This window comes from Rhodococcus sp. BP-316 (genome assembly GCF_019836105.1).
In the GTDB taxonomy this organism is placed as follows: Bacteria; Actinomycetota; Actinomycetes; order Mycobacteriales; family Mycobacteriaceae; genus Rhodococcoides.
This window is the reverse complement of record NZ_JABUEE010000003.1, coordinates 21,748-48,113: the sequence shown is the minus strand read 5'-3', so window position 1 is coordinate 48,113 and position 26,366 is coordinate 21,748. Positions and strand designations below refer to the sequence as shown.

23 protein-coding genes are annotated in these 26,366 nt (G+C 70.5%); 17 read left to right on the top strand and 6 right to left on the bottom strand.

All coding sequences use genetic code 11. The annotated features are described in order from the left end of the window. The first annotated feature begins 8 nt into the window (after positions 1–8). On the top strand, positions 9–551 hold the full coding sequence (locus HQ312_RS06410; RefSeq protein WP_222638141.1) for an NADPH-dependent FMN reductase: 543 nt from the start codon (positions 9–11) through the stop codon (positions 549–551). Here the strand turns inward: HQ312_RS06410 and HQ312_RS06405 are convergent. Beyond that, a complete protein-coding gene (locus HQ312_RS06405; RefSeq protein WP_222638140.1) occupies positions 516–2,153 on the bottom strand; it encodes a type VII secretion protein EccE in 1,638 nt (545 codons plus the stop codon). The genes HQ312_RS06410 and HQ312_RS06405 overlap by 36 nt on opposite strands. A gap of 128 nt (positions 2,154–2,281) precedes the next feature. Here HQ312_RS06405 and eccB point away from each other — a divergent pair, with 128 nt between their 5' ends. After that, positions 2,282–3,670 carry a type VII secretion protein EccB gene (eccB, locus tag HQ312_RS06400; protein WP_222638139.1) on the top strand — a complete coding sequence of 463 codons (1,389 nt, stop codon included), beginning with the start codon at positions 2,282–2,284 and terminating at the stop codon, positions 3,668–3,670. Here the strand turns inward: eccB and mycP are convergent. Then, complete coding sequence (gene mycP / locus HQ312_RS06395) at positions 3,655–4,974, bottom strand: type VII secretion-associated serine protease mycosin (protein WP_222638138.1); 1,320 nt, start codon at positions 4,972–4,974, stop codon at positions 3,655–3,657. The genes eccB and mycP overlap by 16 nt on opposite strands. Positions 4,975–5,018: 44 nt before the next feature. Then, on the bottom strand, positions 5,019–6,497 hold the full coding sequence (eccD, locus tag HQ312_RS06390) for a type VII secretion integral membrane protein EccD (RefSeq protein ID WP_222638137.1): 1,479 nt from the start codon (positions 6,495–6,497) through the stop codon (positions 5,019–5,021). A 313-nt stretch (positions 6,498–6,810) separates the two neighbouring features. Between eccD and eccCa the strand changes: the two genes are divergently transcribed. From eccCa to glmM, 8 genes are all read left to right on the top strand, one after another. Further along, complete coding sequence (gene eccCa / locus HQ312_RS06385; protein ID WP_222638324.1) at positions 6,811–10,725, top strand: type VII secretion protein EccCa; 3,915 nt, start codon at positions 6,811–6,813, stop codon at positions 10,723–10,725. Beyond that, positions 10,722–12,158 carry a type VII secretion-associated protein gene (locus tag HQ312_RS22160; protein WP_222638136.1) on the top strand — a complete coding sequence of 479 codons (1,437 nt, stop codon included), beginning with the start codon at positions 10,722–10,724 and terminating at the stop codon, positions 12,156–12,158. Before eccCa ends, HQ312_RS22160 begins: the two co-directional genes overlap by 4 nt. Before the next feature lie 114 nt (positions 12,159–12,272). Continuing rightward, the gene (locus HQ312_RS06375) at positions 12,273–12,575 is read left to right on the top strand and encodes a WXG100 family type VII secretion target (protein ID WP_162246747.1); all 303 of its coding nucleotides are present in this window, start codon (positions 12,273–12,275) and stop codon (positions 12,573–12,575) included. Between the two features lie 51 nt (positions 12,576–12,626). Next, complete coding sequence (locus HQ312_RS06370) at positions 12,627–12,905, top strand: WXG100 family type VII secretion target (protein ID WP_027503812.1); 279 nt, start codon at positions 12,627–12,629, stop codon at positions 12,903–12,905. Between the two features lie 102 nt (positions 12,906–13,007). Beyond that, a complete protein-coding gene (locus HQ312_RS06365) occupies positions 13,008–13,406 on the top strand; it encodes a TraR/DksA C4-type zinc finger protein (RefSeq protein ID WP_081821019.1) in 399 nt (132 codons plus the stop codon). Positions 13,407–13,578: 172 nt separating this feature from the next. Further along, the gene (rplM, locus tag HQ312_RS06360) at positions 13,579–14,022 is read left to right on the top strand and encodes a 50S ribosomal protein L13 (RefSeq protein WP_027503810.1); all 444 of its coding nucleotides are present in this window, start codon (positions 13,579–13,581) and stop codon (positions 14,020–14,022) included. A gap of 50 nt (positions 14,023–14,072) precedes the next feature. Then, positions 14,073–14,558: a 30S ribosomal protein S9 gene (gene rpsI / locus HQ312_RS06355; protein ID WP_371831715.1), complete on the top strand. Its 486-nt coding sequence runs from the start codon at positions 14,073–14,075 to the stop codon at positions 14,556–14,558. Between the two features lie 113 nt (positions 14,559–14,671). After that, the gene (gene glmM, locus HQ312_RS06350; protein ID WP_222638135.1) at positions 14,672–16,009 is read left to right on the top strand and encodes a phosphoglucosamine mutase; all 1,338 of its coding nucleotides are present in this window, start codon (positions 14,672–14,674) and stop codon (positions 16,007–16,009) included. A 12-nt stretch (positions 16,010–16,021) separates the two neighbouring features. Here the strand turns inward: glmM and HQ312_RS06345 are convergent, their stop codons facing one another. After that, on the bottom strand, positions 16,022–17,062 hold the full coding sequence (locus HQ312_RS06345) for an LLM class F420-dependent oxidoreductase (RefSeq protein ID WP_222627338.1): 1,041 nt from the start codon (positions 17,060–17,062) through the stop codon (positions 16,022–16,024). Positions 17,063–17,230: 168 nt separating this feature from the next. Between HQ312_RS06345 and HQ312_RS06340 the strand changes: the two genes are divergently transcribed. From HQ312_RS06340 to HQ312_RS06330, 3 genes are read left to right on the top strand one after another with little or no spacing between them, the layout of a single operon-like run. Next, positions 17,231–17,575, top strand: coding sequence for a hypothetical protein (locus HQ312_RS06340; RefSeq protein WP_222627337.1), 345 nt, complete (start codon positions 17,231–17,233; stop codon positions 17,573–17,575). Next, positions 17,572–19,182 (top strand): hypothetical protein, encoded by a 1,611-nt coding sequence (locus tag HQ312_RS06335; RefSeq protein WP_222638134.1) that lies wholly within the window; start codon positions 17,572–17,574, stop codon positions 19,180–19,182. Before HQ312_RS06340 ends, HQ312_RS06335 begins: the two co-directional genes overlap by 4 nt. Next, complete coding sequence (locus tag HQ312_RS06330; protein WP_222627333.1) at positions 19,179–19,415, top strand: hypothetical protein; 237 nt, start codon at positions 19,179–19,181, stop codon at positions 19,413–19,415. The genes HQ312_RS06335 and HQ312_RS06330 overlap by 4 nt, the downstream gene beginning before the upstream one ends. Here HQ312_RS06330 and HQ312_RS06325 read toward each other — a convergent pair. Next, on the bottom strand, positions 19,388–20,254 hold the full coding sequence (locus HQ312_RS06325) for a dienelactone hydrolase family protein (RefSeq protein WP_027503804.1): 867 nt from the start codon (positions 20,252–20,254) through the stop codon (positions 19,388–19,390). The two genes, HQ312_RS06330 and HQ312_RS06325, sit on opposite strands and share 28 nt — an antisense overlap. A 90-nt stretch (positions 20,255–20,344) precedes the next feature. Between HQ312_RS06325 and glmS the strand changes: the two genes are divergently transcribed. After that, complete coding sequence (gene glmS / locus HQ312_RS06320) at positions 20,345–22,207, top strand: glutamine--fructose-6-phosphate transaminase (isomerizing) (RefSeq protein ID WP_056442516.1); 1,863 nt, start codon at positions 20,345–20,347, stop codon at positions 22,205–22,207. Here glmS and HQ312_RS06315 read toward each other — a convergent pair whose 3' ends face one another. Further along, positions 22,208–22,576, bottom strand: coding sequence for a plastocyanin/azurin family copper-binding protein (locus tag HQ312_RS06315; protein ID WP_037184149.1), 369 nt, complete (start codon positions 22,574–22,576; stop codon positions 22,208–22,210). Positions 22,577–22,632: 56 nt separating this feature from the next. Here HQ312_RS06315 and HQ312_RS06310 point away from each other — a divergent pair, with 56 nt between their 5' ends. Genes HQ312_RS06310 through HQ312_RS06300 form a run of 3 tightly spaced genes read left to right on the top strand, consistent with a single transcriptional unit; the run spans position 22,633 to position 26,364 of the window. Continuing rightward, entirely contained in the window at positions 22,633–24,063 is a 1,431-nt protein-coding gene (locus HQ312_RS06310; protein ID WP_222638133.1) for an NAD(P)H-hydrate dehydratase, read from the top strand. Positions 24,064–24,103: 40 nt separating this feature from the next. Beyond that, positions 24,104–25,294 (top strand): alanine racemase, encoded by a 1,191-nt coding sequence (gene alr, locus HQ312_RS06305; RefSeq protein ID WP_222638132.1) that lies wholly within the window; start codon positions 24,104–24,106, stop codon positions 25,292–25,294. 20 nt (positions 25,295–25,314) lie between these two features. Beyond that, a complete protein-coding gene (locus tag HQ312_RS06300) occupies positions 25,315–26,364 on the top strand; it encodes an alpha/beta fold hydrolase (RefSeq protein ID WP_027503799.1) in 1,050 nt (349 codons plus the stop codon). The last annotated feature ends 2 nt before the right edge of the window (positions 26,365–26,366 follow it).

Sequence of the window (26,366 nt, the reverse complement as noted above, 5' to 3'; positions counted from 1 at the left end):
CTTCAGGCATGGCTCCTGTTCTCGGCGTGATCATCGCCTCGGTCCGGACGGGGCGTGTCGGCCCCACAGTGGCTCAGTGGTTCGTGCGCCGCGCCTCGGCGGACGGGCGATTCGAGGTCCGGGTACTCGACCTCGCGGATGTCGTTCTGCCGATGGATCTCTCGGGTGGCCCCGGTGTCGACGAGCTGACGCGCTGGGTGGACGGCTGCGATGCCTTCGTGCTCGTCACTCCCGAGTACAACCACGGTTACCCGGCATCGCTGAAGTTGGCACTGGACTCGGTGAAGCTCGAATGGCGAGGTAAGCCGGTGGGTTTCGTCTCCTACGGCGGCACGGCCGGGGGAGTGCGCGCTGTGGAGCAGCTGCGCCAGGTGGTCGCGGAGCTGCACATGGCATCCGTGCGCGACGCCGTGCTGTTCCCCCGAGTGAAGAAGGCGTTCGACGCGCACGGTGAGACGTCCGACGGTGCCGCGATCGATGGCGCACAGCGGATGATCGATCAGTTGCTGTGGTGGTCAGAGGGCGCCGGTCAGCCCTACCCGCGCGGCTGAGCCCGGTCGTGGGAGACCCCGCGGTCGACCGATGGCCTCGGTCTCGGCCGCGGTGGTGACGAGCCGCAGGGTGATGCTCCGCGACGCCATCGTCAGGGACACCTCGTCGGTGACGTCCGGGGACTGGTCGATCACGATGTCGGTCCCGCCGGTCGACGAGGCAGGGTTCACCCGCAGCACCGTTCCCGGTACCGGAGTCGGTCTGTCTCCGGCATGATCGGCGACCACCAGATCCACCGCGGTGCCGGACTCGACGTCCGACACGGGAGTGACCACCGAGAGGGTGCCCGAATCCGCCACCGCGACGGCGAGATGGCGCCATGCATGGGGTCGGTCGGTCATCACCAGGACCACCGCACCGACGGCCACGGCGCGGAAGACGATTTGGTGGACCACGTACAGCTCGCCGTGGACGTCGACGGTGTCGACGTCCTTCCCGAACACACGTGCGGTGACGGTGGTTCCGTCGGAGTCGACACCGACGACCTGACCGCATCCCGCGACCGGCAGCACGAGGGTGCTCCACTGCGCTCCCTCGACGGGGTGCGTGGGCGTCGCCGGCCGGGCGGTCGACACGAGGACGTCCTCCAGGCCCTGTCGATGCAGGCCGTCGAGCGTGCTGGATCCCGCGACCCGGATCGATCGGCGCTGCGGCGATTCGGCCGACAGGTAGCCGTAGGTCGCCGTCGCTTCGGTGGTGGTCGAGAGGGCCGCCCGGACGGCGAGACTCGTGACGTCCGCGTCGTGATCGCCGATCGAGTCGACCGCCGCCGCGGTCCAGGCGGACGGTGCGAGCCGCCGTGAGCGCGAGGTCGATCCGCCGAGCCGGGCGAAGCGCCACTGCGGACGGACGTGACGGAGGGGAACCCCATTCGTCACCAGAAGATCCGCCGCACGGATCTGATCGGCGGTGAGAAGGCTGCCCACGAGACCGTGGGTGCGCAGGACGTGCTGCAGTCGGGCCATGGTCGTGGCGAGCATCTGCACCGACCCAGCAGCAGTTCCGCCCCGACGCGCCGCGGCCGTCTCACCCTCGTGGACGTCGGTGGAGAGGGAGAGGAAGGTTCGCCGCCGCGCCACCGACGCGAGCGGTCCGGCCATGGACAGGTAGCAGTCCGCGGCGCGGCGACCCCGTGCCGGACGCGTGCCGACGGAGGTGACACCCAGGTGGGTGGGCGCGTCCGTGCCCTGCGACAGTCGGTCGACGAGGTCGCGGAGCGGCACCACGGCATCGGGTGTCGCACCGCGTGAGCCGACCGTCGACCATCCGGCCGCGGCCGGTTCGACGTGCAGTTCCGCGACGATCGTCAGGTCGGATCCGTTCCACACCACACCGATCGGACCACCGGGACGATCGAACGAGAGCACCGTGCGCGCGGGTACCGGTCGATGCGCGAGAAGCCGTGACCACGCGGAGAGGTGACCCACGACAGGACGCCGGTCCCGAGGGAGGCAGAGTCCGATCACGACGACCACTGCGGCCGTGATCGCCCATCGCGCAGGCACTCCCGACGTCGTGAGCGCGACGGCCACGCCGAGCGCCACTGCCTGCGACACCACGACGTCGCGTGCGGCCGTCATCCCCGGGCGAGTCTCGGACACCATGGCTCCTTCTCTGCGGTCGATGTACTGTGCCCTCACGCGGGACCCCTCCATCGGGTCCGGCGTGTCCGGCGTGTCCGGCGGGGGGCCGGGCCGCGTCGCCGCGGCACCGAGGGCAGGGGATATCGATGGCAGGAACACCGACCACGCGATGGCAGATCGGTGCGCATCGGTTCTCTGTGAGACGGCTCGATCACGCACTGGTCCTGGGCGACACGTCGATGCGGCACGAACCGCTGCGATCGACGGCGCGGGCCGCCGCGGTCGGCGTCGTCGTGGCGGTCCTGATTCTCGCCGGTTGCGCCGCGCTCGCCTTCGTCCGGCCGGCCGCACGTATCGGTGATGCCGTGATCGTGCTGGACGACGAGAGTGGCGCTCTGTACGTCGTCGAGGACGACACGCTCCACCCCGCGTCCGATCTGGCGTCCGCCCGGTTGTTCGTCGGTCGGCCGGACGAGCCCACCGCGGTCGGTCCGGACGAGATCGCTCGACGCGCCCGAGGCGCCGCGATCGGTATCGGCGGTGCGCCGCAGGCGCTTCCGGTCACGACCGGTGCGATGGTCTGGTCCGTGTGCGAGGAGTCGGACAACGGCACGACCGATGTGACCGTCGAACCGGTGGGGACGCAGTCCGTCGCACTGCGTCGCGCACTCGACCCCGACGACGCGCTGGTGTGGCGCCGCGACGGCGTCGACTACCTGGTGCACGGACAGGTGCGCGCACGGGTGGACCTGCAGAACACCGCCGTGACCCGAGCCCTCGGCCTGGAGGACGCGGTACCCACTCCGGTGTCGGCGGGGCTCTTCGACGCGGTGCCCGAAGCGCCGGAGATCGTGACCCCCACGGTGATCGGGTCGGGCGCTGCTGCCCCGTACCCGATCGGGGGTCGGCCCGTCGGATCCGTGGTGACGGTCGATCTCGGGGATCGCAGCGAGCACTACGTCGTTCTGCAGGACGGCGTGCAGGCGATCGGAGCGGCCACCGCGCAGCTGCTGCGCTTCTCCGATTCGGCCGGCCGGGTGGGTGTCGACGCCGTCCCGCCCGATGTGATCGCTCGGGCTCCGAGAACCGCTGCACCTCTGGCGGTCGACACGTTTCCGGAGCGACCACCGATCATCGTGACGGGCGGCGACGCCACTTGCGTGGAGTGGGTCGGGCCGGACGAGTCGACGGGGCGCGGGGCGCAGACGAGGATGACGATCGGTGCGACTGCCGACGCGCGCGCCGTGGCGCTGGCCGGGGCGGACGGTGCAGGGGATGCGCTGGACACCTTCTTCGTGGCACCGGGGTCCGGGCTGTACGTCGCCACCACCGGGCAGGCCGCCGACGACCCGCGCCGCGATTCCGCCTTCTACGTCGCCGACACGGGAACCCGCTTCGGCGTCCCGTTCACGCAGGACGCGGAGGCACTCGGACTCGGCGATCCGGCACCGGCGCCGTGGCCCGTCGTGGGACTGCTGCCGCCCGGTCCGGCGCTGACCGTCGATGCGGCCCGTGTGAGTCACGACGGGTCCTGACGCCGGACCACCGCGCGTACCGCCAGTGCGCCGGACACGAGCAGCAGGATCCCGACGGAGGACGCCAGGGCGAGTAGCGCGTCGCGACGGTCGGTGACCGGCGGTGTCGTGCGCGGGGACAGTCGCACGGACGCGTCGTCACCCCGTGCGACCGCGCTGCCCGTCACTGCCGCCACCGGATCCAGACTGCCGTGGCCGACAGCCGAGTCCCAGTCACCTGCCGGTGAGTGCGCCGTCGTCACGATGCGGTCGATGACATCTGCCGCGGACAGCTCCGGATGACGCGCCCGCACCAGGGCGGCCGTCGCGGAGACGAAGGGTGTGGCGAAACTCGTTCCCGTGAAGGCTGTTCGGCGCCCCTCGTCGTCGAGGGTGCCGTCGGCCAGACCGGTACCCGTGGCACCGAGGGACGTGACCTCGGTACCCGGAGCCGCGACGTCGACCCACGGCCCGTTCAAGCTGAACGACGACGGCCGCCCGTCCGGGTCCAGCGATCCCACGGTGAGGACGTACTCGTCGAACCACGCCGGCGACGCGAGAGTCACCGGCAACGCCGTGTCTCGTCCGTCGATGCCGCGGATGAGGTCGTTCTGCGTCCGGCACCGACGGCCGTCCAGATTCCCTGCAGCCGTGACGATCACGGCATCCCTGTCCACCGCGGCGTACCGCACGGCGGCTCCCAGTGCGCCGTCGCCCATCGACGATCCAGCGCTCGCACAGGCGACCTCCGAGATGTTGACGACGTCCGCGCCCGCGTCGACAGCGGTGCGGATCGCCGCAGCCATCGACTCGACGTCGCCGTACCCCGCGGAGGTGGAACCGTTCTCGTCGGCCTCCCGCTCGGAGGACGTCGCGGCGAAGGCTGCACTGGACTGACGAATGGAGAGGATCGTGGCGTCCGGCGCTCCGCCGGCGAAGCCGGATCCCGCGACCGGGCGAGCAGCGATGAGTCCGGCGACGACGGTGCCGTGTGCATCGCAGTCCTCGAGCCCGTCGCCCGTCGAGACGTAGTCGCCGCCGGCGCGCAGAGTCGGGAGGAGCGGATGTGGTGCGACCCCGGTGTCGATGACGGCGATGATCTGACCGGCGCCTCGGGTGAGGCTCCACACGTCCGAGAACCGGAGCGTCCTCTGAGCCGCGGGTACCACCGACGTCACGGGCGCCTCGGAGACGGCCGCGCACCGGGTGCGCTGCTCGGTCGGTTCGGACGGGGCCGCGGCAGCCGGCTCGGGGAGCAGTCCGGGATCGATCAACGGTGTGTCCGCGGCTGCCGTACCCGTCGTGGGCAGGGCCAGAACGACCATTGCTGCGACGAGACATGCGGTCACCCCTGGTCGTCGCTGAGTCGTCACAGGCCGCGCGCTGCCGAGTAGGCCCCGACGACGAGACAGACGAGAGGAACGATCGAGACCACGACGGCGAGTTCGGCCAGTTCGGCCGCCCGGCGCGCGACGGGGGAGAATCGCCGACCCGGCGCGACGACACCGATCAGGATCGCGAGGACGCCGACCGCCACCGCAGCCCCGGTCCACCACGGCCACAGGTCGGCGCGTGTGGACGCACCGACTGCGAGGACGACGAGGACGGCCGCGACACCCGCGGTGACAGCGACGGCGCAGCGCAGACGATCGACACCCACGCGGCCCCGGCAGCACAGGACGGAGGCGATCGCGGCAGCGGCAGCGAGTCTGCCGGGATCGACGGTCGCGGCGATGTCGTGCGTGGCCACGACGATCGCCCCCGCCGAGGCGAGCAGGGACAACCCCGTCGTGTAGCCGGTGAGGTACTGCTGAGCTGTGCGAGCTCGTTCCGCGACGACGTCGACGTCGGCGAGAGCGGACTCGTGTGCGGCGACGAGGGCGGCTTCCGACGGCCGCGTCGGCGGTCCCTCGTGTCCCGGGTGGTCGAGACGAGCGCCGGCATCGGCGAGTGGTACCGGGGGAAGGCGTATTCCGGCTCGTGCGGCCGACAGTCGCGGGGCGCGGGTGAGCGCCAGGGTGCACACGCCGGCGGTGACCGCCGCGATCGTCACGGTGGGCACGTCGCTCAGCGCCTCGACAGCAGCGGCGACGGCGCCCACGAGGCTCACCGTCGACACCGCGGTGAACGTGGCGCGTCCCTCGCGGCCGGCGATCATCGAGGTGACGACGGACGCCGCCGCGCTCAGCGCGAATCCGAGCACGGCGTCGGCCGCGGCATCCTGGCCGGGAACGAGCATCGTGCCCGCGGCGAACGCGAGGAGACACCCGGTCGACCTGAGACCGAAGCTCAGGGCCGACGGGACGCGCGCCGCGGTGCACACACACGCGGCCACGACGGTGAGCAGCGCGAGGACGGCGAGACTCGCTGCCGCAGGGATTCCGCTCGTTCTCGTCGCGGTCCATCCCGCGGTCGCCAGTGCCGCCGTCGATACGACGGTGGCTGCGACGACCGAGTCGGAGCGGGCCCACGAGCGGCCGTTGCCGAGGACGGCCACCGCCTCCGTCAGATCGTCGAAGACCGGCGGTGAGGACTCTCGTCCGCGGTGGAGAACCAAGACGTCGCCGTCCCGAACACCGTTGTCCAGCAACGAGAGACGCGCGTCGAGCGGCACTCCCACCATCGTGGAGAGCGACCGTGGGCCCGGCGAAGGATCCGGGTCCGCGCGCTCGTCGATCAGCGCCGTCAGAGCGGGCACCGTCGCGGCGACGGCGACTCCGCCGGGTACCGAGACGTCCACCTCGACGTCCCCCGTGATCACGGTGATGCGCAGCACGGCCGACTCGATCCGGCGTACTGCGGATTCGCGCGTCGTGGACATCGGCGCAGCGGTCGGCGCGATGGTCATCGAAAGTCCCCCCGAACTCTCTTCCCGCGGTCGCACCGCGGGTCGTGCCAGCACTATAGGTCAGTTCGGTGACATCGCCTCGCGATATGCACAGGCACGAGGGTTCGTCCACAACCCTCGTCGTCTTCCCTCCCGGTCGTCGGCGTCCGGCGCTACGGTCTGACCCGACTCGCCGAACGGGGCGGCGAGCCACTGGGGGGTGGACGTGGTGGTCGGACGTGAGGGCGAGTACGCGACGGCGGTGGACACGCGGGTGGTCCAGGGTCGATCGCCGCGCGAGGAGGCGCCGCGGGTGCCGGGCGGCACCGTCGAGATGGAGCCGCCACCGGAGATTCCGCGGGTGGTCCCGGGGAACCCGCTCCTGAAGATGCTGCCTCTGGTCATGGTGGTCGCGATGGTCGGCATGGTTGCCCTCATGATCACGTCGGGCGCGGCCGCCAACCCGATGACGCTGCTGTTCCCGGCCATGATGGTGGTGTCCATGCTGGGGATGTTCGCCGGTGGGGGCCGCGGAGGCGGGCCACGGACGGCCGAACTCGACGAATCGCGCAAGGACTATCTGACGTACCTCGGTGCGATGCGCGAGCGGGTCCGGTCGACGGCGTCGGCGCAGCACGAGGCACTGGCCTTCTCCCATCCTGATCCGTCGACGCTGTCCTCGTTCGCCGGAACCTCACGCATGTGGGAGAGGCGGTCGACAGACGACGACTTCGTCCATCTGCGGGTGGGCGTGGGCGACCAACGACTCGCCACTCGCCTCGTCACACCGGACACGGGTCCGCCCGAGGGTCTCGAGCCGGTGTCGGCCGCCCTCCTGCGCTCGTTCGTCCGGACCCATGCCATCGTGTCGGACCTTCCCACCGCGGTCTCGTTGCGCGCGTTCTCCGTGATCGCTGTCGACGGCCCCGTCGAGGCGGCGAGAGCGCTCGTGCGCTCGATGGTGTTGCAGGCATGCACTTTCCACAGTCCGGACGACATCAGTGTGGTGGTCGTCGTGGACGACCGCACCGCGGGGACGTGGGACTGGACGAAGTGGTTGCCGCACCACGGGGACGAGACCGCGTCGGACGGTGGCGGGCGACGGCGGCTGACCTTCGGATCGCCGGCGGAGGCAGCGCGGGACCTCGCCGTCCCGGCGGCAGACTCGTCGACCGGTGCGCGGCCCCATCGCATCGTGGTCGTGGATCGCGGTGCCGAGGACGGTGTCGAGGATGCCGAGACATGGGAGACCGTGACGAGGGGCGGGGACGTGACGGTCCTGACCGTGTCCGGTGCGGGCCGGGACGGCACCGCGGATCGCACACTCGTCCTGGTCGTCGGCGACGGCGCGGACAGGCCTGCGCTCGGCGCACGGAGCGCGGCCGGAGTCGAGATGTTCGGTACCGCGGACGGTGTGGACGTGGTCACCGCCGCCGTGGTGGCGCGGGGACTCGCTCGATTCCGGACGGGCGACACCGTCGTGCGGGCGGAGGGTGGCCCGCGCGTCCGAGCATGGGAACACCTGCCCGGCATGACGTCTCCCGACAGTCTCGACCCCGGCGTCGCCTGGTCCTCCCGTTCCGGGCGGTCGCGACTGCGCGTCCCGTTCGGACTCGACGACGACGGTCGCGTCGTCGAGCTCGACCTGAAGGAGGCCGCCGAGGGGGGTATGGGACCGCACGGACTCTGTATCGGCGCCACGGGATCGGGAAAGTCGGAACTGTTGCGGACGCTGGTGCTCGGACTCGTCGCGACGCACCCGCCCGACGTCCTGAATCTCGTCCTCGTCGACTTCAAGGGTGGGGCCACGTTTCTCGGACTGGAATCGGCGCCTCACGTCGCGGCCGTCATCACCAATCTGTCCGAGGAAGCGCAGATGGTCGAGCGGATGCGCGACGCGCTCGCGGGCGAGATGACTCGACGGCAGGAACTGCTCAGGGCCGCCGGCAATTACGCGAACGTCTCCGATTACACCCGTGCGCGCGAGGGTGGTGCCGCACTCGCGCCTCTACCGGCGCTCTTCGTCGTCGTCGACGAGTTCTCCGAACTGCTGACCCGGTTCCCGGAGTTCGCCGAGCTCTTCGTCGCGATCGGGCGACTCGGGCGCTCGCTGCACATCCATCTGTTGCTGGCGAGCCAGCGGCTCGACGAGGGTCGGCTGCGCGGACTCGACAGTCATCTCTCCTACCGCATCGGTCTGAAGACGTTCTCGGCCTCCGAATCTCGATCGGTTCTGGGTGTCGCCGACGCGCATCACGTGACCGGGGGTCCGGGAGTGGGGTTCCTCAGAACGGACTCCAGCGAGCTGGTGCGCTTCACCGCGATGTACGTCTCGGGTCCCCGTCTGCGGAGCGACGAGCCCGCAGCGCTCTCGGTCGGCGCAGGCTCGACCGGGCCCCGTCTCTTCACGGCGGCGCCGGTGCCGCTGCTCGACGAGACCGCCCTCGAACCGGCGGGCGAACCGCCGTCTCCGTCCGAGTCGTCGGACGGCGGCACCATCCTCTCCGCCGTCGTCGCGCGAGTGCGCGGTCACGGGCGTCCCGCACACCGGGTGTGGCTACCGCCGTTGGACCGGCCCGTCACACTCGACTCGGTGTCACCGGACACGGCGCTCGGCGGTGACCGGCCCGACGCGGCGGGGTCACTGCGCGCCGTGGTCGCACTGGTCGACCGGCCGTACGACCAGCGACGCGATGCACTCGAACTCGACCTCACCGGTGCGTCCGGGCACGTGGCGATCGTCGGGGGACCGCAGTCCGGCAAGTCCACCGCGCTCTGCACGCTCGTCCTCGATCTGGCTCTGCGGTACTCCCCGCACCACGTGCAGTTCCACGTCCTGGACTTCGGCGGTGGATCCGTCGGACGGCTGGTAGGCCTTCCTCACGTCGGATCCGTCGCGGTCCGCTCGGAGGCGGACGCCGTGCGACGCATCGTCGCCGACGTGGTCGGAACCGTTCGACGCCGCGAGGAGTTGTTCCGCACCGGCGAGATCCGGTCGATGGCCGACGCGCGGCGCAGGCGAGAGTCGGGTGGAGACAGTGCACCGCCGGTGCCGGACATCGTTCTGGTCGTCGACGGGTGGAGCACGATCCGAGCCGAGTTCGAGGCCCTCGAACCGTCCCTGCACCAGCTGGTGTCGAGCGGACTCTCCTACGGGGTGCACGTCGTCCTCGCCGCGAGTCGGTGGGCCGAGCTCCGTCCCGCGGTGAAGGATGCCGTCACCACGAGAGTCGAACTGCGCATGGGTGATCCGTCGGACTCGGACATCGGCCGAGCACGGGCGATGCACGTCCCGACGCGTCGGCCCGGTCGAGGCATCACCCCGGACGGGTTGCATCTGCTCGTCGCGCTCCCGCGTGTCGACGGCATCGCCGACACGGACGATCTCGGACACGGGACCGACCGCGCGATCGCCGAGTCGGTCCACCGGTGGCGGGGTGACGCACCGACGCCCCCGGTGCGACTGTTGCCGCGTCGACTCGAGCGCGACGACCTTCTGTCGTCCGTGTCGGCGTGGTGGCCACCGTCCGCCTCGGGGACATTCGTCGCCACCGTGCCGGTGGGTGTCGACGAGAACGATCTCGCGCCGGTCGTTCTGGATCTGGCCGAGCATCCGCACCTTCTCGTCCTCGGCGACTCGGGCTGCGGGAAGACCAGTCTGCTGCGATCGATCTGCCGTTCGCTCGCGCAGGCCAACGACGCCACGTCGCTGAGAATCCTCGCCGTCGACTACCGACGAACCCTGCTGGGCGACATCCCGTCCGATCGGCTCGCCGGTCACGCGTCCACGGCCGAGCAGGCCACGACGATGGTCGCCGAACTCGCGACCTACCTGCGTGCCCGCCGTCCGGGACCGGACACCACTCGTCGCGAACTCGCTGCGAGATCCTGGTGGACCGGTCCCGAGATCGTCGTGGTCGTCGACGACTACGACCTCGTCGTCACGCCGCACGGAAACCCGCTGACCGAGTTGCTGGAACTGCTGTCGCAGGCGCGGGACGTCGGTCTGCATCTCGTCGTCGCACGTCGGTGCGGCGGATCCGCTCGGGCACTGTACGAACCGGTCCTCGCGAGGCTCAAGGACCTGGCATCACCGGGACTGGTGATGAGCGGGAGCCGAGAGGAGGGCGTCCTGCTCGGCTCCGTCCGTCCGTCCGAACTCCCACCCGGACGCGGTGTGCTGGTCGGGCGCGGAACGGCGACACTGGTGCAGACCGCGCTGTGCGAGACCGCGCCGGACGAGCGGTGACGTCGCCCGTCGGGCTCGTCACGACCGTGGACGCGGTGTGGTGTTCACGGTTCGGGGTGCTGTCGAGAACTCCCGCAGACGGTTCCGCGTCCGTGGACGTCCTCGGCCACATCGACGACCGCGTCGTCACTCTCGCCGACGGACACGAGGTCGAGGTGTCGACGATGGTGTCCGAGATGTTCACCGACGCTCTGCGCGATGCGGGGGTGCACGGTGGGGACCACGACCTTGTGCTGGTGCACCCACCGCACTGGGGAGCCGTGCGCTGCAGCGTCCTCACCGCGGCCGCGCGCCCCCTCGCGCGTGACGTCCTCCTCGTGTCGTCGGCGCTCGTCGCGCGGGACGCGGCGCAGTCGGCCCGGCCCTGCCCGTGCGGTGGATCACGCTGCCGAACAGTGGTTCTCGACCGCACACCGCACCGCACCACGGTCTCGACCGTGGTGAGTACGGCCATCAGCAGCGACGTCGTGGACTGTGTTCTGACCGACCCCACGATCGGAGGGGACGACGAGCTGACGGTGTCGCGCACTCGTGCCGCGGTGGACGGAGTTCTCGCTGCCGCGCCGGCCTGCCGACTCGTCGTGCACGGCACGAATGACACCTTGCCGCGAGCCGTACTCGACGAGATGAGCGATCTGACGGTGGTGACGGTGGACGACGAGGAGATGGCGGCAGCCGTGGTCCCGAGCGCGGGCGCGAGCCCCCTCCCGGTTCCGCCCGTCACAACGTCCGTACCGGCCGAGCTCACGCCCGGTAGGACGGGCGCGTGGCTGGCCGAACGAGCCGCCGCGGCGGCCGTGGACCGTCGGCGCACGACCCGACGGCCGGTCCTGGTGGCAGCGGTGGCGACCGCGGTGGTGTGCGTCAGCATCGGCGTCGCGGCACTGACCAGCGGACAGTCGCTTGCGCCTGCGACGGAGCGACCACGAGCCGCAGAACCGTCCATGGTCCCGGCCGGGCCCACTCGACCCACCGCGCCCACCACCGAGCCGGCCGCCGCGACGACGACGAGCGCCCCCGCCGGTACCGACTTCTCGATCGCCGGAACACACCTGATCGTGCCGGTGGGGTGGCATGTCGAGCCGGGTACGGAGCGGGTCGAGATCCGTCCCGACGCACCCGCCGGCATGCGACTTGTGCTGGTGGTCCGCGAACTCGGTGTGGGCGTCGGACTCTCCGACGTGCAGGCCACCCTGTCGGCCGGGGTCGACGCCGCACCCGATCGACTCGGCGGGCTCGATCGACGGTCGGACGTATCCGATCGTCCCGCGCTCGTCTACACCGAGAAGGCGTCCGACGGCTCGACGGTGGCGTGGACGGTGATCGTGTCACCGGGGGAGCAGACGAGTCTCGGCTGTCAGAGCACCGAGGCCGCGAACCCCGTGATGGCGGAGGTCTGCACCGCGGTCCTCGCGTCCCTCGTCGTCGGGTGACGCGGTGGCGGAGACGGAACCGTTCGCCGAGTCGTCGCGTCGAAGGAGGTGCAGGGGAAGTTCCGGGTACCGGCCCGGACCACACCGAGGGGGGATCGAGAGACCATGTCGCAGATGAAGACCACCGTCGAGACGATGCACGTCACCGCAGGGAAGGTGGACCAGCTGACGCTCGAGATCAAGGCGCTGCTGGACCAGCTGCGTGGCGACGTCCAGGCCGTCGGAGGGAGTTGGGAAGGCGCGGCGGCGATCGCGTTCCAGAACGTCATGACCAGCTGGGACGGCAGCGCGAACAAGTTGCAACTCGCGCTGGGTTCGATCGGGGACGCCATCAAGTCGAGCGGGACCGCCTACGGCGCTGCCGACGACGACAACACGCGCACCGTCACCGCCGCGGGCGGTTCGCTCAACCTCTGACCCGCCGATCATCCGATCTGCCCATCACTCACGTCAGGAAGGACGTTCACCATGAGATACGTGTTCGGTGCCATCGACCAGGTCACTGCTCAGATCGACGCGAAGCAGGCCACTCTCAACAGCAAGCTCGACGAACTGCGCCAGATCATCTCGCCGCTGGTGGCGGAATGGGAAGGCACGGCGTCGGAGTCGTACCAGGACAAGCAGCGCCAGTGGGACTCGGCGGCCCTGGAGCTCAATCAGGTTCTCGAGGCGGTCGGCAGTGCCGTCGGTCAGGGCAACGCCGACATGCAGGCACGCGAGGCGGCGAACCGGGGAATGTTCGCCTGATCACGGACGAGGTGGGCAACCGGGGCGTGGGGGGTGTCCGGTTGCCCATCTCCGACGGTCCGTACGACTCCGGTCGGCGCGGGGCGGATACTGGACGTCGTCATGACACAGCCGGATCAGCCCGTCACCGACCCGAGCGACCGCGACCACGCGGCTCGGGCGATCGCCCGCAGCCGGGTCGCGGCGGAACGTGCGCTCACCGAGGCCCGCATCGTGTCGCTCGCACGACAGCACCAGGCCATCGTCGAAGGGTCGCGGTGGACCACGGACGACGACGAGCACGACCCCGAGGGGTCGACCATCGCGTTCGAGCGCGCCGCCATCGCATCGATGTCGAGAGAGGCGCGGGAGGAACTGCGCGAACTCGACGACGCGGAGATGCGGATCGAGCGCGGCACCTACGGACAGTGCGAGGTGTGCGGCGGGGCGATCTCCGACCCCCGCCTCGAGGCGCTGCCCACTGCTCGCCGCTGCATCGACTGCACGTCTCGTCGGCGATGACGGTCGAGGGGTTTTGACCTGCCAGTACGTGGGCCGGTAAGGTACACCGTTGGCGTTCGGTACATCGAGTCGTCATGCACGACCGATACCGGTCCCTCGGGTCTCCACTGGCCGCCGAGACGATCGACCACGCGCCTGGCCAGCACCATCAGCGATGAGACAAGGAAGTTCTGTGTCCACGTACAGCCAAAAGGCCGGGGATGTCACCCGGACCTGGCACGTGATCGACGCCACCGACGTCGTTCTCGGCCGCCTCGCAGTCCAGGCAGCAACTCTGCTGCGTGGCAAGCACAAGCCCACGTATTCCCCCAACCTCGACGGCGGAGACTTCGTCATCGTCATCAACGCTGAGAAGGTCGCGATCAGCGGCAACAAGCGGACCGACAAGTTCCACTACCACCACTCGGGCTTCCCGGGCGGTCTCCGTGCGCGCAGCATCGGTGAGGTTCTGGACAAGAACCCCGACCGCGTCGTGGAGAAGGCCATCAAGGGCATGATCCCCAAGACCAAGCTCGGCAACCAGATCGCCGGCAAGCTCAAGGTCTACGCAGGTCCCGATCACCCCCACACGGCTCAGCAGCCCGTCCCGTACGAGATCAAGCAGGTGTCCCAGTGACCGCTCCCGAAGAGAACGTCGTGACCGAGACGGCCGAAGAGACCGTCCCCATCGGTGACTCCGTCGAGATCGCCGACGAGTTCGTCTCCGTCGAGGAGCCCGAGGTCGTCGCCGACATCGAGGCCGCCGCTCGTCCCGCCATCTACATCGATCGCCCCGTCACCACGGTCGGTCGTCGTAAGGAAGCCGTCGTGCGCGTGCGCATGACCCCCGGCTCGGGCGACTTCAAGCTCAACGGCCGCACCCTCGAGGACTACTTCCCCAACAAGGTGCACCAGCAGCTCATCAAGTCCCCGTTCGTCACCGTCGAGCGTGCGGACGGCTTCGACATCGTCGCCCTCCTGCACGGTGGCGGCCCGTCCGGCCAGGCAGGCGCCCTGCGTCTCGCCATCGCCCGTGCCCTCATCGAGGTCACCCCGGACGATCGCCCCGCCCTCAAGAAGGCCGGCTTCCTCACGCGTGACCCGCGTGCCGTGGAGCGCAAGAAGTACGGCCTGAAGAAGGCTCGTAAGGCATCGCAGTACTCGAAGCGCTGATCTCAGCACTTCTGGAGAAGCAGGCGCTCCGGCTGGTCCTCGGACCGCCGCGGGCGCCTGCTTCGTGTCACGGCACCTGCATTCGCTCAACCTGCTCGGAAGAGGTAACTGTCATGGCCCGGTTGTTCGGTACCGACGGAGTTCGGGGACTGGCGAACGAGGAGGTGACGGCAGACCTCGCACTACGACTCGGCCGTGCCGCCGCAGCGGTGCTCGGCGAGGTCGCCTCGTCGACCACCCGCCCCCTGGCCGTGGTCGGACGGGACCCGCGCGCGAGCGGCGAGATGCTCGAAGCCGCGATCGTGGCCGGACTGTCCTCCGCCGGAGTCGACGTCCTCACGGTCGGTGTCGTCCCCACCCCGGCCCTGGCCTACTTGACCGACGACTACGACGCGCAGCTCGGCGTCATGATCTCCGCATCGCACAACGCGATGCCCGACAACGGCATCAAGTTCTTCGCGGCCGGCGGCCACAAGTTGGACGACGACCAGGAGGACCGCATCGAAGCGTTGCTCGACGCGCCCGCCACGGGCCCCGTCGGTGCCGCCATCGGCCGCGTGCGACAGGCCCCGGACGCCCTCGCCCGCTACGAGAGCCATCTCGCGACCATCGTCACCCGACGCCTCGACAGCATCACCGTCGTCGTGGACTGCGCTCACGGAGCCGCCTCGACCGCCGCGCCGGACGCCTACCGCGCCGCGGGTGCGACCGTGATCGCCATCAACGCCGACCCGGACGGCCTCAACATCAACGACGGATGCGGGTCCACTCACCTCGACGTGGTGCAGAAGGCCGTCGTCGAGCACGGCGCAGACCTCGGACTCGCCCACGACGGCGACGCGGACCGCTGTCTCGCAGTGGACGCGAGCGGCGCCGTGGTCGACGGGGACGCGATCATGGCGATCCTCGCGATCGCGATGCACCAGCGCGGCGAGCTTCCCGACGACACGCTGGTCGCCACCGTCATGAGCAATCTCGGACTGCACATCGCGATGCGTGACGCCGGAATCACGGTGCGCACCACCGCTGTCGGCGATCGCTACGTTCTCGAAGAACTGCGCGCCGGCAATTACGGACTCGGCGGTGAGCAGTCGGGGCACATCGTCCTGCCCGCCTTCGGCACCACCGGTGACGGTGTGCTGACGGGCCTGCAGATCATGGCCAGGATGGCCGAGACGGGACGCACCCTCGAGGACCTCGCGTCCGTCATGCGCACGCTGCCCCAGGTGCTGATCAACGTGCCCGTGCAGGACAAGTCCGCCGCGACGTCGGCTCCGCTCGTGCAGGACGCGGTGACCCGTGCAGAGGACGAACTCGGACGAGAGGGGCGAGTGTTGTTGCGTCCCTCGGGAACCGAGCAGCTCGTCCGCGTGATGGTGGAAGCGGACACTGCAGACACCGCCCGCCGGCTCGCCGACCACATCGCGGATGTGGTCGGCGCCGTCGGCTGACGTCTCGGCCCGTCAGCCGATGAGGGCCTTGAGCTGCTCCACCTGACCCACGCGGCCAGCGGTGTCGGCTGCGATGGGGTGGATGTTCAGTGTGGTCACACCCGCGGACTCGAAGGCGGCGAGGCGCTCCTTGACGTAGCTCTCGGTGCCGATCAGCGAGATCGACCGGACCAGCTCGTCGGGAACGGCGGCCGTGGCCTCCTCCTTCTTGCCGGCCAGGTAGAGGTCCTGGATCTTCTCTGCCTCCGCCTCGTACCCGTACCGCACCGCGAGGTCGTTGTAGAAGTTCTTGCCCTTGGCGCCCATGCCACCTATGTAGAGCGCGAGCTGGGGCTTGATCCACGGAAGGAACTGGTCGGCGTCGTCGCCGATGGCCACGGCGGGGCTGGCGTAGACGTCCAGCTCACCCAGAGACGGGTCGCGCTTCGCCTTACCGGCCGCGAGCGACTCGCCCCACACCGACTCGGCCTTCTCCGGATGGAAGAAGATGGGCTCCCAGCCCTGGGCCAGCTCGGCGGTGAGCGCGACGTTCTTGGGTCCGAGTGACGCGATGACGATCGGAATGTCGGCTCGCACAGGATGATTGATGAGCTTGAGCGGCTTGCCCAGACCCGTGCCCTGATCGGCGGGCAGCGGAATCTGGTAGTACTTGCCCTCGAACTGCACCTTCTCGCGGCGCCACACCTGGCGGCAGATCTCGATGATCTCGCGGGTGCGGCCGAGCGGGGCGTCGTACTTGACGCCGTGGAATCCCTCGATCACCTGGGGGCCGGACGCGCCGATACCCATCACGAATCGTCCGCCGGAGACGTAGTCGAGACCGGCGGCAGTCATCGCGAGCAGCGACGGCGTGCGGGTGTAGATCTGGAAGATGCCCGATGCCAGCTGGATCGTCGAGGTCTTCGCCGCGAGGAAGCCGATCTGGCTCACCGCGTCGAACGAGTACGCCTCGGGAATGAACGCGATGTCCATTCCCGCCCTCTCCAGGGCCCCGACCTCCTCGACCGTCTCGCTGAACCCGCCCGAGTAGTTCAATTGCATACCGATGCGCATGGGGCTCCCTGATCGCCGAAGTGTGTGTTACTCACCTGTGAATTCGGAGGTTACCGGTCCTACCGGCCGTGCCCACCGACGGCTGCCGTTTCGCGGGAACGCGGGGGAGCGGCGGTGCGTCTGATCTGTGGGGATCGCGCTCTCGTGCATCACTTCGGAAGGGACGACATGGCCAGTGGAACGTCGCGAGGCGGAACGACGCTGGACGAGGGGGCAGCCCGGGCGGCGATCGCGGCCCTCGAGGAGTCCGCGACAGCCGTACGAAGGTCCGCCGAGCGCGGTGTGGGCGGTCTGTTCGGTGTCGAGTCGGCGGGCCGGAACCACCGGGCGGAGGCGGCCGCCCTGCAGGACAGCCTCGGGCGGTTGTCGGAGGGCCTGCGGTCCTGGTCGGACGCCACCGCTGCGACGTCGGCCGCCCTGCGGGCGTCGATCGACGGCTCGGTGTCGCTCGACGATGTCACCGCCCTGCGCGTCGCGGCGCCGGGTGTGCCGGCACAGCGAGGTGACCGGTGACCGCACCGGTGCCGTCGACGATCGACGGTCTGCTGGATCTCGGGAGTGAGGGCCTGACGTTCTTCGCGACGTTCCTCCCGCTGGTCGGAGCGAGCGGCGCGCCGATGACCACGACCCACGTCGCGCTCTGCGCTCGCTACGACGAGCAACGCGGACTCGACACCGAGGCTCTCCGGGCTGACGCCGACCGGCTCGGCGCCGCGGCGGCCGAGGCGCGCGCGGAGATCGGGCGTCAGTCCGACGCAGCGGAGTCGTTGGGGCAGGCCTGGTCGGGAGATGCCGCCGACGCCGCGCTCGACCTCCTTCGACGGCAGTGCGCGAGGTCGGCCGGCCACGCCGATCAGCTCGAGGCGATCGGTTCAGCGATGGCTTCCGCGTCGGCGGGGTTGCACGCGATCGTCGAGGACAAGTCGATCGCCGCCTCCGCGTTCCGCACCGACGAGGTGGGCGGTCGCGATGCAGCGCAGGTCGCGGCCACCATCGCCGGAGCCGGAGGTGCATCCGCACCCGACGCGGTGCGGACGCTGGCCTCGGTGTTCCCGGGCCTCGAGGCGATGCTGCTGTCCGCGTCGGATCCCGGCCGGCGGCAGGCCGAGGTCCTCGAACCGGTCGCAGCCCGATGCCGAGAGTGGTTGGACACCGTGTTCGTGCCGGCGATGACCGAGCGTGTGGCCGCATTCGAGGAACTGTGCACCTCGACGGAGACCGCCGTGTCCGAGATCTACGCGGCACTCTGCGCCGCTGCGGTGGACATCGACGGCTCCCCGTGGCCGAGTGGTCACCGGTCCGTCGAGGACGACGCGTGCGAGTGTGTGCCGGCGGAAGGCACCGTGCCGGCTGCAGCGACCACGCTGGCGTCGGTGACGGCGCCGGCCGCTGCACCCGAGCCGCCGTCGCTCGCCGTCGCGCCCTCTCCTGTGGTCGCGGAGCCGCCCGCGACGCTGCCTCTCGCTCCCGTCGAGGATCGCTCACCGCTCGCCGAACTGATCGGGCGGGCGGTGCGGGACGCGGTGACCGAGGTGGTGTCGACTGCGGCGCCGTGCGACCCACCGCCCGCCGAGGCGCAGATCTCACCGGAGGCGGCGCTGACTGCGCCTGCCGAGAACGTCGAGCGCGGTCACCTCGAGGCGGAGCTCGACGGTCGCGGGGTGAGTGTCGCCCTCGGCGCGGACGGGGCTGTGGACATCCGCACCCACGACGCGGCGGGGGAGTCCCATCACTTCGCTCTCGCTGCCGGGCCTCTCGGACTGCCCGTCCTCACCGAGGTGATGGACGAGGCGGCGCCGCGATCGGATCAGCCTGCAGAGTCGTCGTCCGAGACCCCGGACACAGCGGAACGGGACGAGCCGCATCGGGAGGCAGTCGAACAGGACGCAGCGGATGAAGGGCTCCCGGTCGTCGAGGCCCCGGTCGTCGAGGCCCCGGTCGTCGCACCACCGGTCGTCGCACCACCGGTCGTCGCACCACCGGACTGCATTCCCACTGCTGCGGAATCCGGCGGCGTCACGGAACCCGCTGCGCCGCAACCCGTCACGGACCCGATCGGTGAGGCAGCGACGGTCGGCGAGCCGGAGCGACCCGAGCTCGCGGAAGCCGGTCCGCTGTGAACTCGCAGAACACCGCGGACATCATCGACGCCGTCGTGCGGGAGCACCGGCGGGCGACGCGACGTGTGCGGACCCGCCTCGCAGCCATCGACGAGGAGGCTCGGAAGCGCTCGGAGGCCGCGCGGGTGGTGCCGCGTCGCGCCGGAGTGATCCTGCGATCGCCCACAGAGGCGGTGGCCGGCGACGAGGCTCCGCCGGCGGCGCCTCAGCGACCGGCGAGGTGGCTCAGCTGACGGATCGCGCTGACCTTCTTGGGGGCGTCCGCGGTCGGCGCGTTCGGGTCGACCACCTCGGTGCCCTTGACGACGGCGTCGGGATCGGAGAAGTCGGAGTACGTGTCGTCGCCCGCGAGGCGGTGCAGGAGGAAGCCGGTGAGCAGTGCCTGCACCGAGCGCCGAGTCTTCGGCTGGGCGTTGCCGACGCCGAGGAAGCTGAGCAGCTTCCGGCCCTCGACCATGCCGTCACCTTCCGACTTGTCGATCACGCGGAGCAGGGTGGGGCCACCGAGCGCATCGGCGAGCGCGACGGGCTCGGCGGTGAGGGAGTTCAGTTCGGAGGGACTGCCGAGAACCAGAGCGGGCGCCGTGACCGCGTCGGCGATGCCGGGCGACAGGGCGCGCGGAGAGGTGGGCGCCGGATAGAGCGCACCGAGAGCGGCGACGTCCGATCGCTGAGCCGCGGCGATCACCGCGGCGCCCGCGCCCATGGAATGGCCCACCAGGCCGAGCTTGGCGGGGTGCACGCTGATGTCGCCGGTGCCGAGACGGATGCCGGTGCACACGTCGAGCGCGACGAGGAGATCCTGCGCCAGGGCACTGTGGGAGGGCACCGGTCCGCGCTGCGTGTTCGGCGCGACGACGACGATGCCCCACGACGCGAGGTGCCGCAGCGTGGAGTCGTAGTGCGAGGCGCCGGTCATCCAGCCGTGCGCGAAGGCGATCGCCGGCAGTCCCGTGCCCTCACTGGGCGTGTAGATCACACCGGGCAGGCCCGCGAGAGCGAGGTCACCGCGCAGCACGCGATGGGGACCCCGCTTGGTCAGGTCGGCGACCAACTTCTGCGTCTTCGGCACAGCACTGACCGTAGTCGACGCGGCAGTTCGCCATGCCGTCGACGTGCGGGCGGCCGGAGCGCCGTCCGCGCCGAAGTAGGCTGTCGTCCCATGTGCGGAATCGTCGGGTACGTCGGACATCGTCGAGCGCTACCGGTGGTGGTGGAGGCGTTGCGCCGGATGGAGTACCGCGGATACGACTCGGCCGGCATCGCCGTCCTGGACGGGTCCGGGGGAATGGCCGTCGAGCGCAAGGCCGGAAAACTGGCGAACCTCGAGGCCGAACTGGACGAACTCGGGCGGGACACCTTCGTCGGCACCAGCGGGATCGGCCACACCCGGTGGGCCACCCACGGACGGCCCACCGATCGCAACGCCCACCCGCACCGCGACCGCGCCGACCGCGTCGCCGTCGTGCACAACGGCATCATCGAGAACTTCGCGCCGCTGCGCGCCGAACTCGAGAACGCAGGCGTCGAGTTCGAGTCGGACACCGACACCGAGGTGGCCGTCCATCTGGTCGCCGCCGCCTACGACGAGGGCCCCACGGCCGGAGACTTCGTCCAGAGCGCCCTCGCGGTGCTGCAGCGCCTCGAAGGCGCCTTCACGCTCGTGTTCACCCACGTCGATCACCCCGACACCATCGTCGCGGCCCGTCGCTCCACCCCGTTGGTCGTCGGCGTCGGCGAGGGCGAGATGTTCGTCGGGTCCGATGTCGCCGCCTTCATCGAGCACACGCGCGACGCGGTCGAGCTCGGGCAGGACCAGGTCGTGGTGATCACCGCCGACGGCTACGACGTCATGAACTTCGACGGGTCCGAGGCCGAGGGGCGTCCGTTCCGCATCGACTGGGACCTCGCCGCCGCCGAGAAGGGCGGTCACGACTACTTCATGTTGAAGGAGATCCAGGAGCAGCCCGCGGCGGTCGCGGACACCCTCCTCGGACACTTCACCGACGGTCGCATCGTCCTCGACGAGCAGCGACTGTCGGATCAGGAGCTGCGCGACGTCGACAAGGTGTTCGTCGTCGCGTGCGGCAGCGCGTATCACTCGGGGCTGCTGGCGAAGTACGCGATCGAACACTGGACCCGCCTCCCCGTGGAGGTGGAGCTGGCCAGCGAGTTCCGTTACCGCGACCCCGTTCTCGACCGCTCGACACTCGTGGTGGCCATCTCCCAGTCGGGCGAGACCGCCGACACGCTGGAGGCGGTCCGGCACGCGAAGGAGCAGAAGGCCCGAGTCCTGGCCGTCTGCAACACCAACGGTTCCCAGATCCCGCGCGAGGCCGACGCGGTGCTCTACACGCGGGCGGGACCGGAGATCGGTGTCGCGTCGACCAAGGCGTTTCTCGCCCAGGTGACGGCCAACTACCTGGTCGGTCTTGCGTTGGCGCAGGCTCGCGGTACCAAGTACCCGGACGAGGTCGCACGGGAGTACGCGGATCTCGAGGCCATGCCGGACCTGGTGAGGAAGGTGCTCGAGACGGTCGAGCCCGTTCGCGCTCTGGCCCGCGAGTTGGCGTCGTCACCGACGGTGCTGTTCCTGGGTCGCCACGTCGGTTACCCGGTCGCCCTCGAAGGTGCGCTCAAGCTCAAGGAGCTCGCGTACATGCACGCCGAGGGCTTCGCCGCCGGCGAGCTCAAGCACGGTCCGATCGCCCTCATCGAGGACGACCTGCCCGTGATCGTCGTGATGCCGTCGCCGAAGGGCCGAGCGGTGCTGCACTCGAAGATGCTCAGCAACATCCGTGAGATCCAGGCGCGCGGCGCCCGGACCGTCGTGATCGCCGAGGAGGGCGACGAGACGGTGCGGCCGTTCGCCGATCACCTCATCGAGATTCCGGCCGCGCCGTCACTGCTGCAGCCGCTGTTGTCGACGGTGCCGCTGCAGGTGTTCGCCGCCGAGGTCGCGCAGGCGCGCGGCTACGACGTGGACAAGCCGCGCAACCTCGCGAAGTCGGTCACCGTCGAGTGATCAGCTCTCTCGGACGATGACGGTGCCCGTCATGTTCGGGTGCACCGAGCAGAAGTACGGGTACGTGCCGGGGTCGTCGAACGTCTGACTGAACTGACCCGACGAGATCATCGGGCTGTGCAGCAGACGGGACGCCGCGTCGATGCCGATCACGTTGTGCGCGACACCGGTGTCGTCGAAGAACCACGTGACGGTGTCGCCGGGCGAGATGGTGACGCTGGCAGGGGAGTAGGCCATCGCGGCGACCGTGACGACGTTCGGCCCGGTCGGACGTTCGGCGGTGGGGGCGTCCTCGGTGCACGATGTGAGCGACAGTGCCAGTGCGGCAGTGACTCCGATCGTCGCCGCGAGTGTTGTCAGGCGAGCCATGATTCCCACGGTAGACCTGCCGTGCATCGTGGCCGGTCGGCGCTACCGTGGGACGCATGCGTCACTTCCACACCGCCGACGAGGTGCGAGCGGCGGAAGCCCCGCTGCTGGCCCGACTGCCCGAGTACGCGGCGATGCGCCGCGCGGCCCACGGACTGGCGACGGTCGTCGCTCGTGAACTCCGGGCCCGCACCGGCGGGGTGGTCGGTAGACGGGTGCTCGTTCTCGCCGGATCCGGGGACAACGGCGGCGACGCGCTGTTCGCCGGCGCCGAACTGCGTCGGCGCGGTGTCGCCGTGGAGGCACTGCTGCTCCGCCCCGATCGCGCCCACCCCGCCGCACTGGCGGCGTTCCGCGCCGCCACGGGACATGTGGTGACGCGGGCCGGCGACCCCGATCTGGTGATCGACGGCATCGTCGGCCTGTCCGCGCGGGGGTCGCTCCGACCGGACGCGGCCGCGATCGTCGACGGACTCACCGCCCCCGTCGTGGCTGCGGACCTGCCGTCGGGTGTCGACCCGGACACGGGCGACGTCGACGGTCCCGCCGTCCGTGCCGCCGTGACGGTGGCGTTCGGCGCCTACAAGCCGGTGCACGTGCTCGCGAGCGCGTGGTGCGGCGAGCTGTACCTGATCGACATCGGCCTCGTTCAGGACGCCGCGACGATCACGTCTCCCGACGACGGCGAGGTGGGCCGCGCGTGGCCGGTACCCGGACCTGCGGACGACAAGTACTCCCAGGGCGTCACCGGCATCATGGCGGGCAGCGAGAAGTATCCCGGCGCGGGCGTGCTGTGCACGGGCGCTGCGGTGGCGGCGACGTCCGGCATGGTCCGCTACGTCGGGCAGGGCGGCGCCGAGGTGGTGCATCACTACCCGGAGGTGGTCACCGCCCGTTCGGTCGACGAGGCAGGACGTGTACAGGCCTGGGTGGTAGGGCCCGGCTTCGGCACCGACGACGACGCGGCCGACCGGCTGCGCTCCGTCCTGGAGTCCGACGTCCCGGTCCTCGTCGACGCCGACGGACTGACCGTGCTGTCGCAGCGACCCGAGCTGGTGCATGGACGGTCGTCGGCGACCGTGCTGACACCGCACGCGGGAGAGTTCGAGCGACTCACCGGGTCCGCGCCCGGACCCGATCGCGTCCGGTCCGTCCGCGCCCTCGCGGCCGACTGGAACGTGACGGTGCTGCTCAAGGGGCGAGCGACGGTGATCGCGGATCCCGACGGCACCGTCTCCGTCGACGACGCGGGGTCGTCCTGGTCCTCGACGGCCGGGTCCGGCGACGTGCTGTCCGGCATGATCGGAGCGCTCCTCGCGGCGGGCGTACCGGCCCGCACCGCCGCCGTCATGGGCGCTCGTGCGCACTCGCGGGCGGCCGCGCTCGCCGCCACCGATCGAGGTCGGCGAACCGCTGCTCCCATCTCCGCCTCACCGCTGCTCCGCGCCGTTCCGGACGCGGTCGGCGACCTCCGCGCACAGGCCTGACACCCGCCACCGCACGTCGGTGCGGGGTGTCGATGGCAGAATGACGCCGGTGAACAGCGCGCAGGAGGTGCCGACGAGTCCGGTCGCACCGGCTCCGACTTCTCGCCCGCAGGCCGAGGCGCTGATCGATCTGGACGCCGTCGCGCACAACACCCGCATCCTGATCGAGCACGCCGGCGATGCTGCGGTGATGGCCGTCGTCAAGGCGGACGGCTACAACCACGGCGGAGTGGAGGTCGCTCGGGCGGCGCTCGCGGCCGGTGCTCGCGAACTCGGTGTCGCCACGGCTGCGGAGGCGCTCGGACTGCGCACCGCGGGTCTCACGGCGCCGGTGCTGTGCTGGTTGCACGCCCCCGGCACCGACTTCATGGGACTGATCGACTCGGACGTCGAGATCGGCGTGTCCTCGCCCCGTCAGATAGCGGAGGTGGGCGACGCCGCACGCCGTGTCGGCCGTCCCGCCGTGGTGTCCCTCAAGGTCGACACCGGCATGAATCGCAACGGGGTGGGTGCGGACGAGTTCGACGCGGCCGTCGACGCCCTGGTCGCGGAGCAGCGTGGTGGCGCGCTGCGCGTGCGCGGCCTGTTCTCCCACCTGGTCGATGCGGACGTGCCCGGCGATCCGATCAACGACCGGCAGAAGGAGCGCTTCGACGCCGCCGCAGACGCGATGGCCCGAGCGGGCGTGGCACCCGAGGTACGGCACATCGCCAATTCCGCCGGTGCCCTGACCCGCCCCGACCTGGCCTACGACATGGTCCGACCGGGTATCGCGCTGTACGGCCTGTCCCCGGCACCCGATCTCGGATGGTTCGGACTGCGCCCCGTGATGACGCTGCGCGCCACGGTGATCCTGCTCAAGCGGGTGGCTGCCGGCGATGGCGTCTCCTACGGCCACGAGTGGATCGCTCCCGTCGACACGACGGTGGCGTTGCTGCCCGTGGGCTACGCCGACGGCATCACGCGTGCGCTGAAGAACCGATACGAGGTGTCGATCCACGGCGTGCGGTATCCGGCGGTGGGCCGGGTGTGCATGGACCAGATCGTCGTCGACCTCGGACCCGGCCGTCCCGACGTCGCCGAGGGGGACACCGCGTACCTCTTCGGACCGGGCGACCACGGGGAGCCCACGGCCCAGGACTGGGCGGAGACGCTCGACACGATCAACTACGAGGTGGTGACCGGTATCCGCGGTCGAGTACGACGGACGTTCGCCGGAGGGGTCTCGTGATCAGCGCCCGTCTCGCCGGAATGGCCGGGGGCGCAGCGAGTATCGCGGCCGTGGCCGCCGTGGCCGGCATCACGGCGGTGCGGCGCCGGGTGGGCCCGCCGGTGCCCGACGCCGGTCGGCGCGAGGACTTCGAGTCGATGGAGTTCGATCGCGGGTGCGTCGTCGCGAGCGGAGACGGAGTGCCGCTGGCGGTGCGCGAGGTCGGTCCACTCGAGGCGCCGCTGACCGTGGTGTTCGTGCACGGGTACTGCCTGCGCATGGAGTGCTGGCACTACCAGCGCCGCGAGCTCGCCCGCCGGTGGGGCGACGACGTGCGGATGGTGTTCTACGACCAGCGCGGTCACGGCCGATCCGGCGACGTCTCGCCGGACGAGTGCGACATCGCCCGCCTCGGCATCGATCTCGCCGACGTGATCCGGGCCGTCGCACCGCGTGGGCCGCTGGTGCTGGTGGGCCACTCGATGGGCGGCATGTCGGTGCTCGCGGCCACTCGCCAGTTCCCCGACGCGGTGGCCGAGCGGGTCGTCGGAGTCGCGCTGATGTCCACGACCGCAGCGGGTCTCGCGCGTACCGGTCTCGGACGGAACCTCCAGAATCCGGCCGTCGACGCGTTCCGGCTCGCGGTGCGGACCGCTCCGGGTGCGGTCCAGTTCGGCCGCGGTGTCGTGCGCGGGGTCATCGCCCCGGTGCTGCGCGCGGCGTCGTTCGGCACCGCGGTCAGTCCCGCCCTCGAGGCGTTCGCCGAGCAGATGATCCACGACACCTCGGTGGTGACGATGGTCAACTTTCTCCAGGCGCTCGAGCTGCACGACGAACTGGAGGCGCTGCCCGTCATCGCGGACACGGCGACCCTGGTGCTGTGCGGCGACGACGACTGGGTCATCCCGTTCGACAAGTCGGAGCAGCTGGCCGACGCGCTCCCGCACGCCGAGATGGTCCGGGTCCGCCGCGCCGGTCACCTGGTGCAGCTCGAGTTCCCCGACGAGGTGAACGACGCCCTGGACCGTCTGGTACAGCGTGCACGCGACGGACGGGTCCGCGCCGAACCGACGAGGCGAACCGTTGGCTGACG

Coding starts and splice junctions, on each gene's coding strand:
- HQ312_RS06370 (WP_027503812.1), top strand. CDS start 12,627: ATGAGATACGTGTTCGGTGCCATCGACCAGGTCACTGCTCAGATCGAC.
- eccB (WP_222638139.1), top strand. CDS start 2,282: ATGGCAGGAACACCGACCACGCGATGGCAGATCGGTGCGCATCGGTTC.
- HQ312_RS06345 (WP_222627338.1), bottom strand. CDS start 17,062: ATGCGCATCGGTATGCAATTGAACTACTCGGGCGGGTTCAGCGAGACG.
- HQ312_RS06340 (WP_222627337.1), top strand. CDS start 17,231: ATGGCCAGTGGAACGTCGCGAGGCGGAACGACGCTGGACGAGGGGGCA.
- HQ312_RS06315 (WP_037184149.1), bottom strand. CDS start 22,576: ATGGCTCGCCTGACAACACTCGCGGCGACGATCGGAGTCACTGCCGCA.
- HQ312_RS06310 (WP_222638133.1), top strand. CDS start 22,633: ATGCGTCACTTCCACACCGCCGACGAGGTGCGAGCGGCGGAAGCCCCG.
- mycP (WP_222638138.1), bottom strand. CDS start 4,974: ATGGTCGTTCTGGCCCTGCCCACGACGGGTACGGCAGCCGCGGACACA.
- HQ312_RS06365 (WP_081821019.1), top strand. CDS start 13,008: ATGACACAGCCGGATCAGCCCGTCACCGACCCGAGCGACCGCGACCAC.
- glmS (WP_056442516.1), top strand. CDS start 20,345: ATGTGCGGAATCGTCGGGTACGTCGGACATCGTCGAGCGCTACCGGTG.
- eccCa (WP_222638324.1), top strand. CDS start 6,811: ATGGAGCCGCCACCGGAGATTCCGCGGGTGGTCCCGGGGAACCCGCTC.
- alr (WP_222638132.1), top strand. CDS start 24,104: ATGACGCCGGTGAACAGCGCGCAGGAGGTGCCGACGAGTCCGGTCGCA.
- HQ312_RS06410 (WP_222638141.1), top strand. CDS start 9: ATGGCTCCTGTTCTCGGCGTGATCATCGCCTCGGTCCGGACGGGGCGT.
- HQ312_RS06300 (WP_027503799.1), top strand. CDS start 25,315: ATGGCCGGGGGCGCAGCGAGTATCGCGGCCGTGGCCGCCGTGGCCGGC.
- glmM (WP_222638135.1), top strand. CDS start 14,672: ATGGCCCGGTTGTTCGGTACCGACGGAGTTCGGGGACTGGCGAACGAG.
- eccD (WP_222638137.1), bottom strand. CDS start 6,497: ATGACCATCGCGCCGACCGCTGCGCCGATGTCCACGACGCGCGAATCC.
- HQ312_RS06375 (WP_162246747.1), top strand. CDS start 12,273: ATGAAGACCACCGTCGAGACGATGCACGTCACCGCAGGGAAGGTGGAC.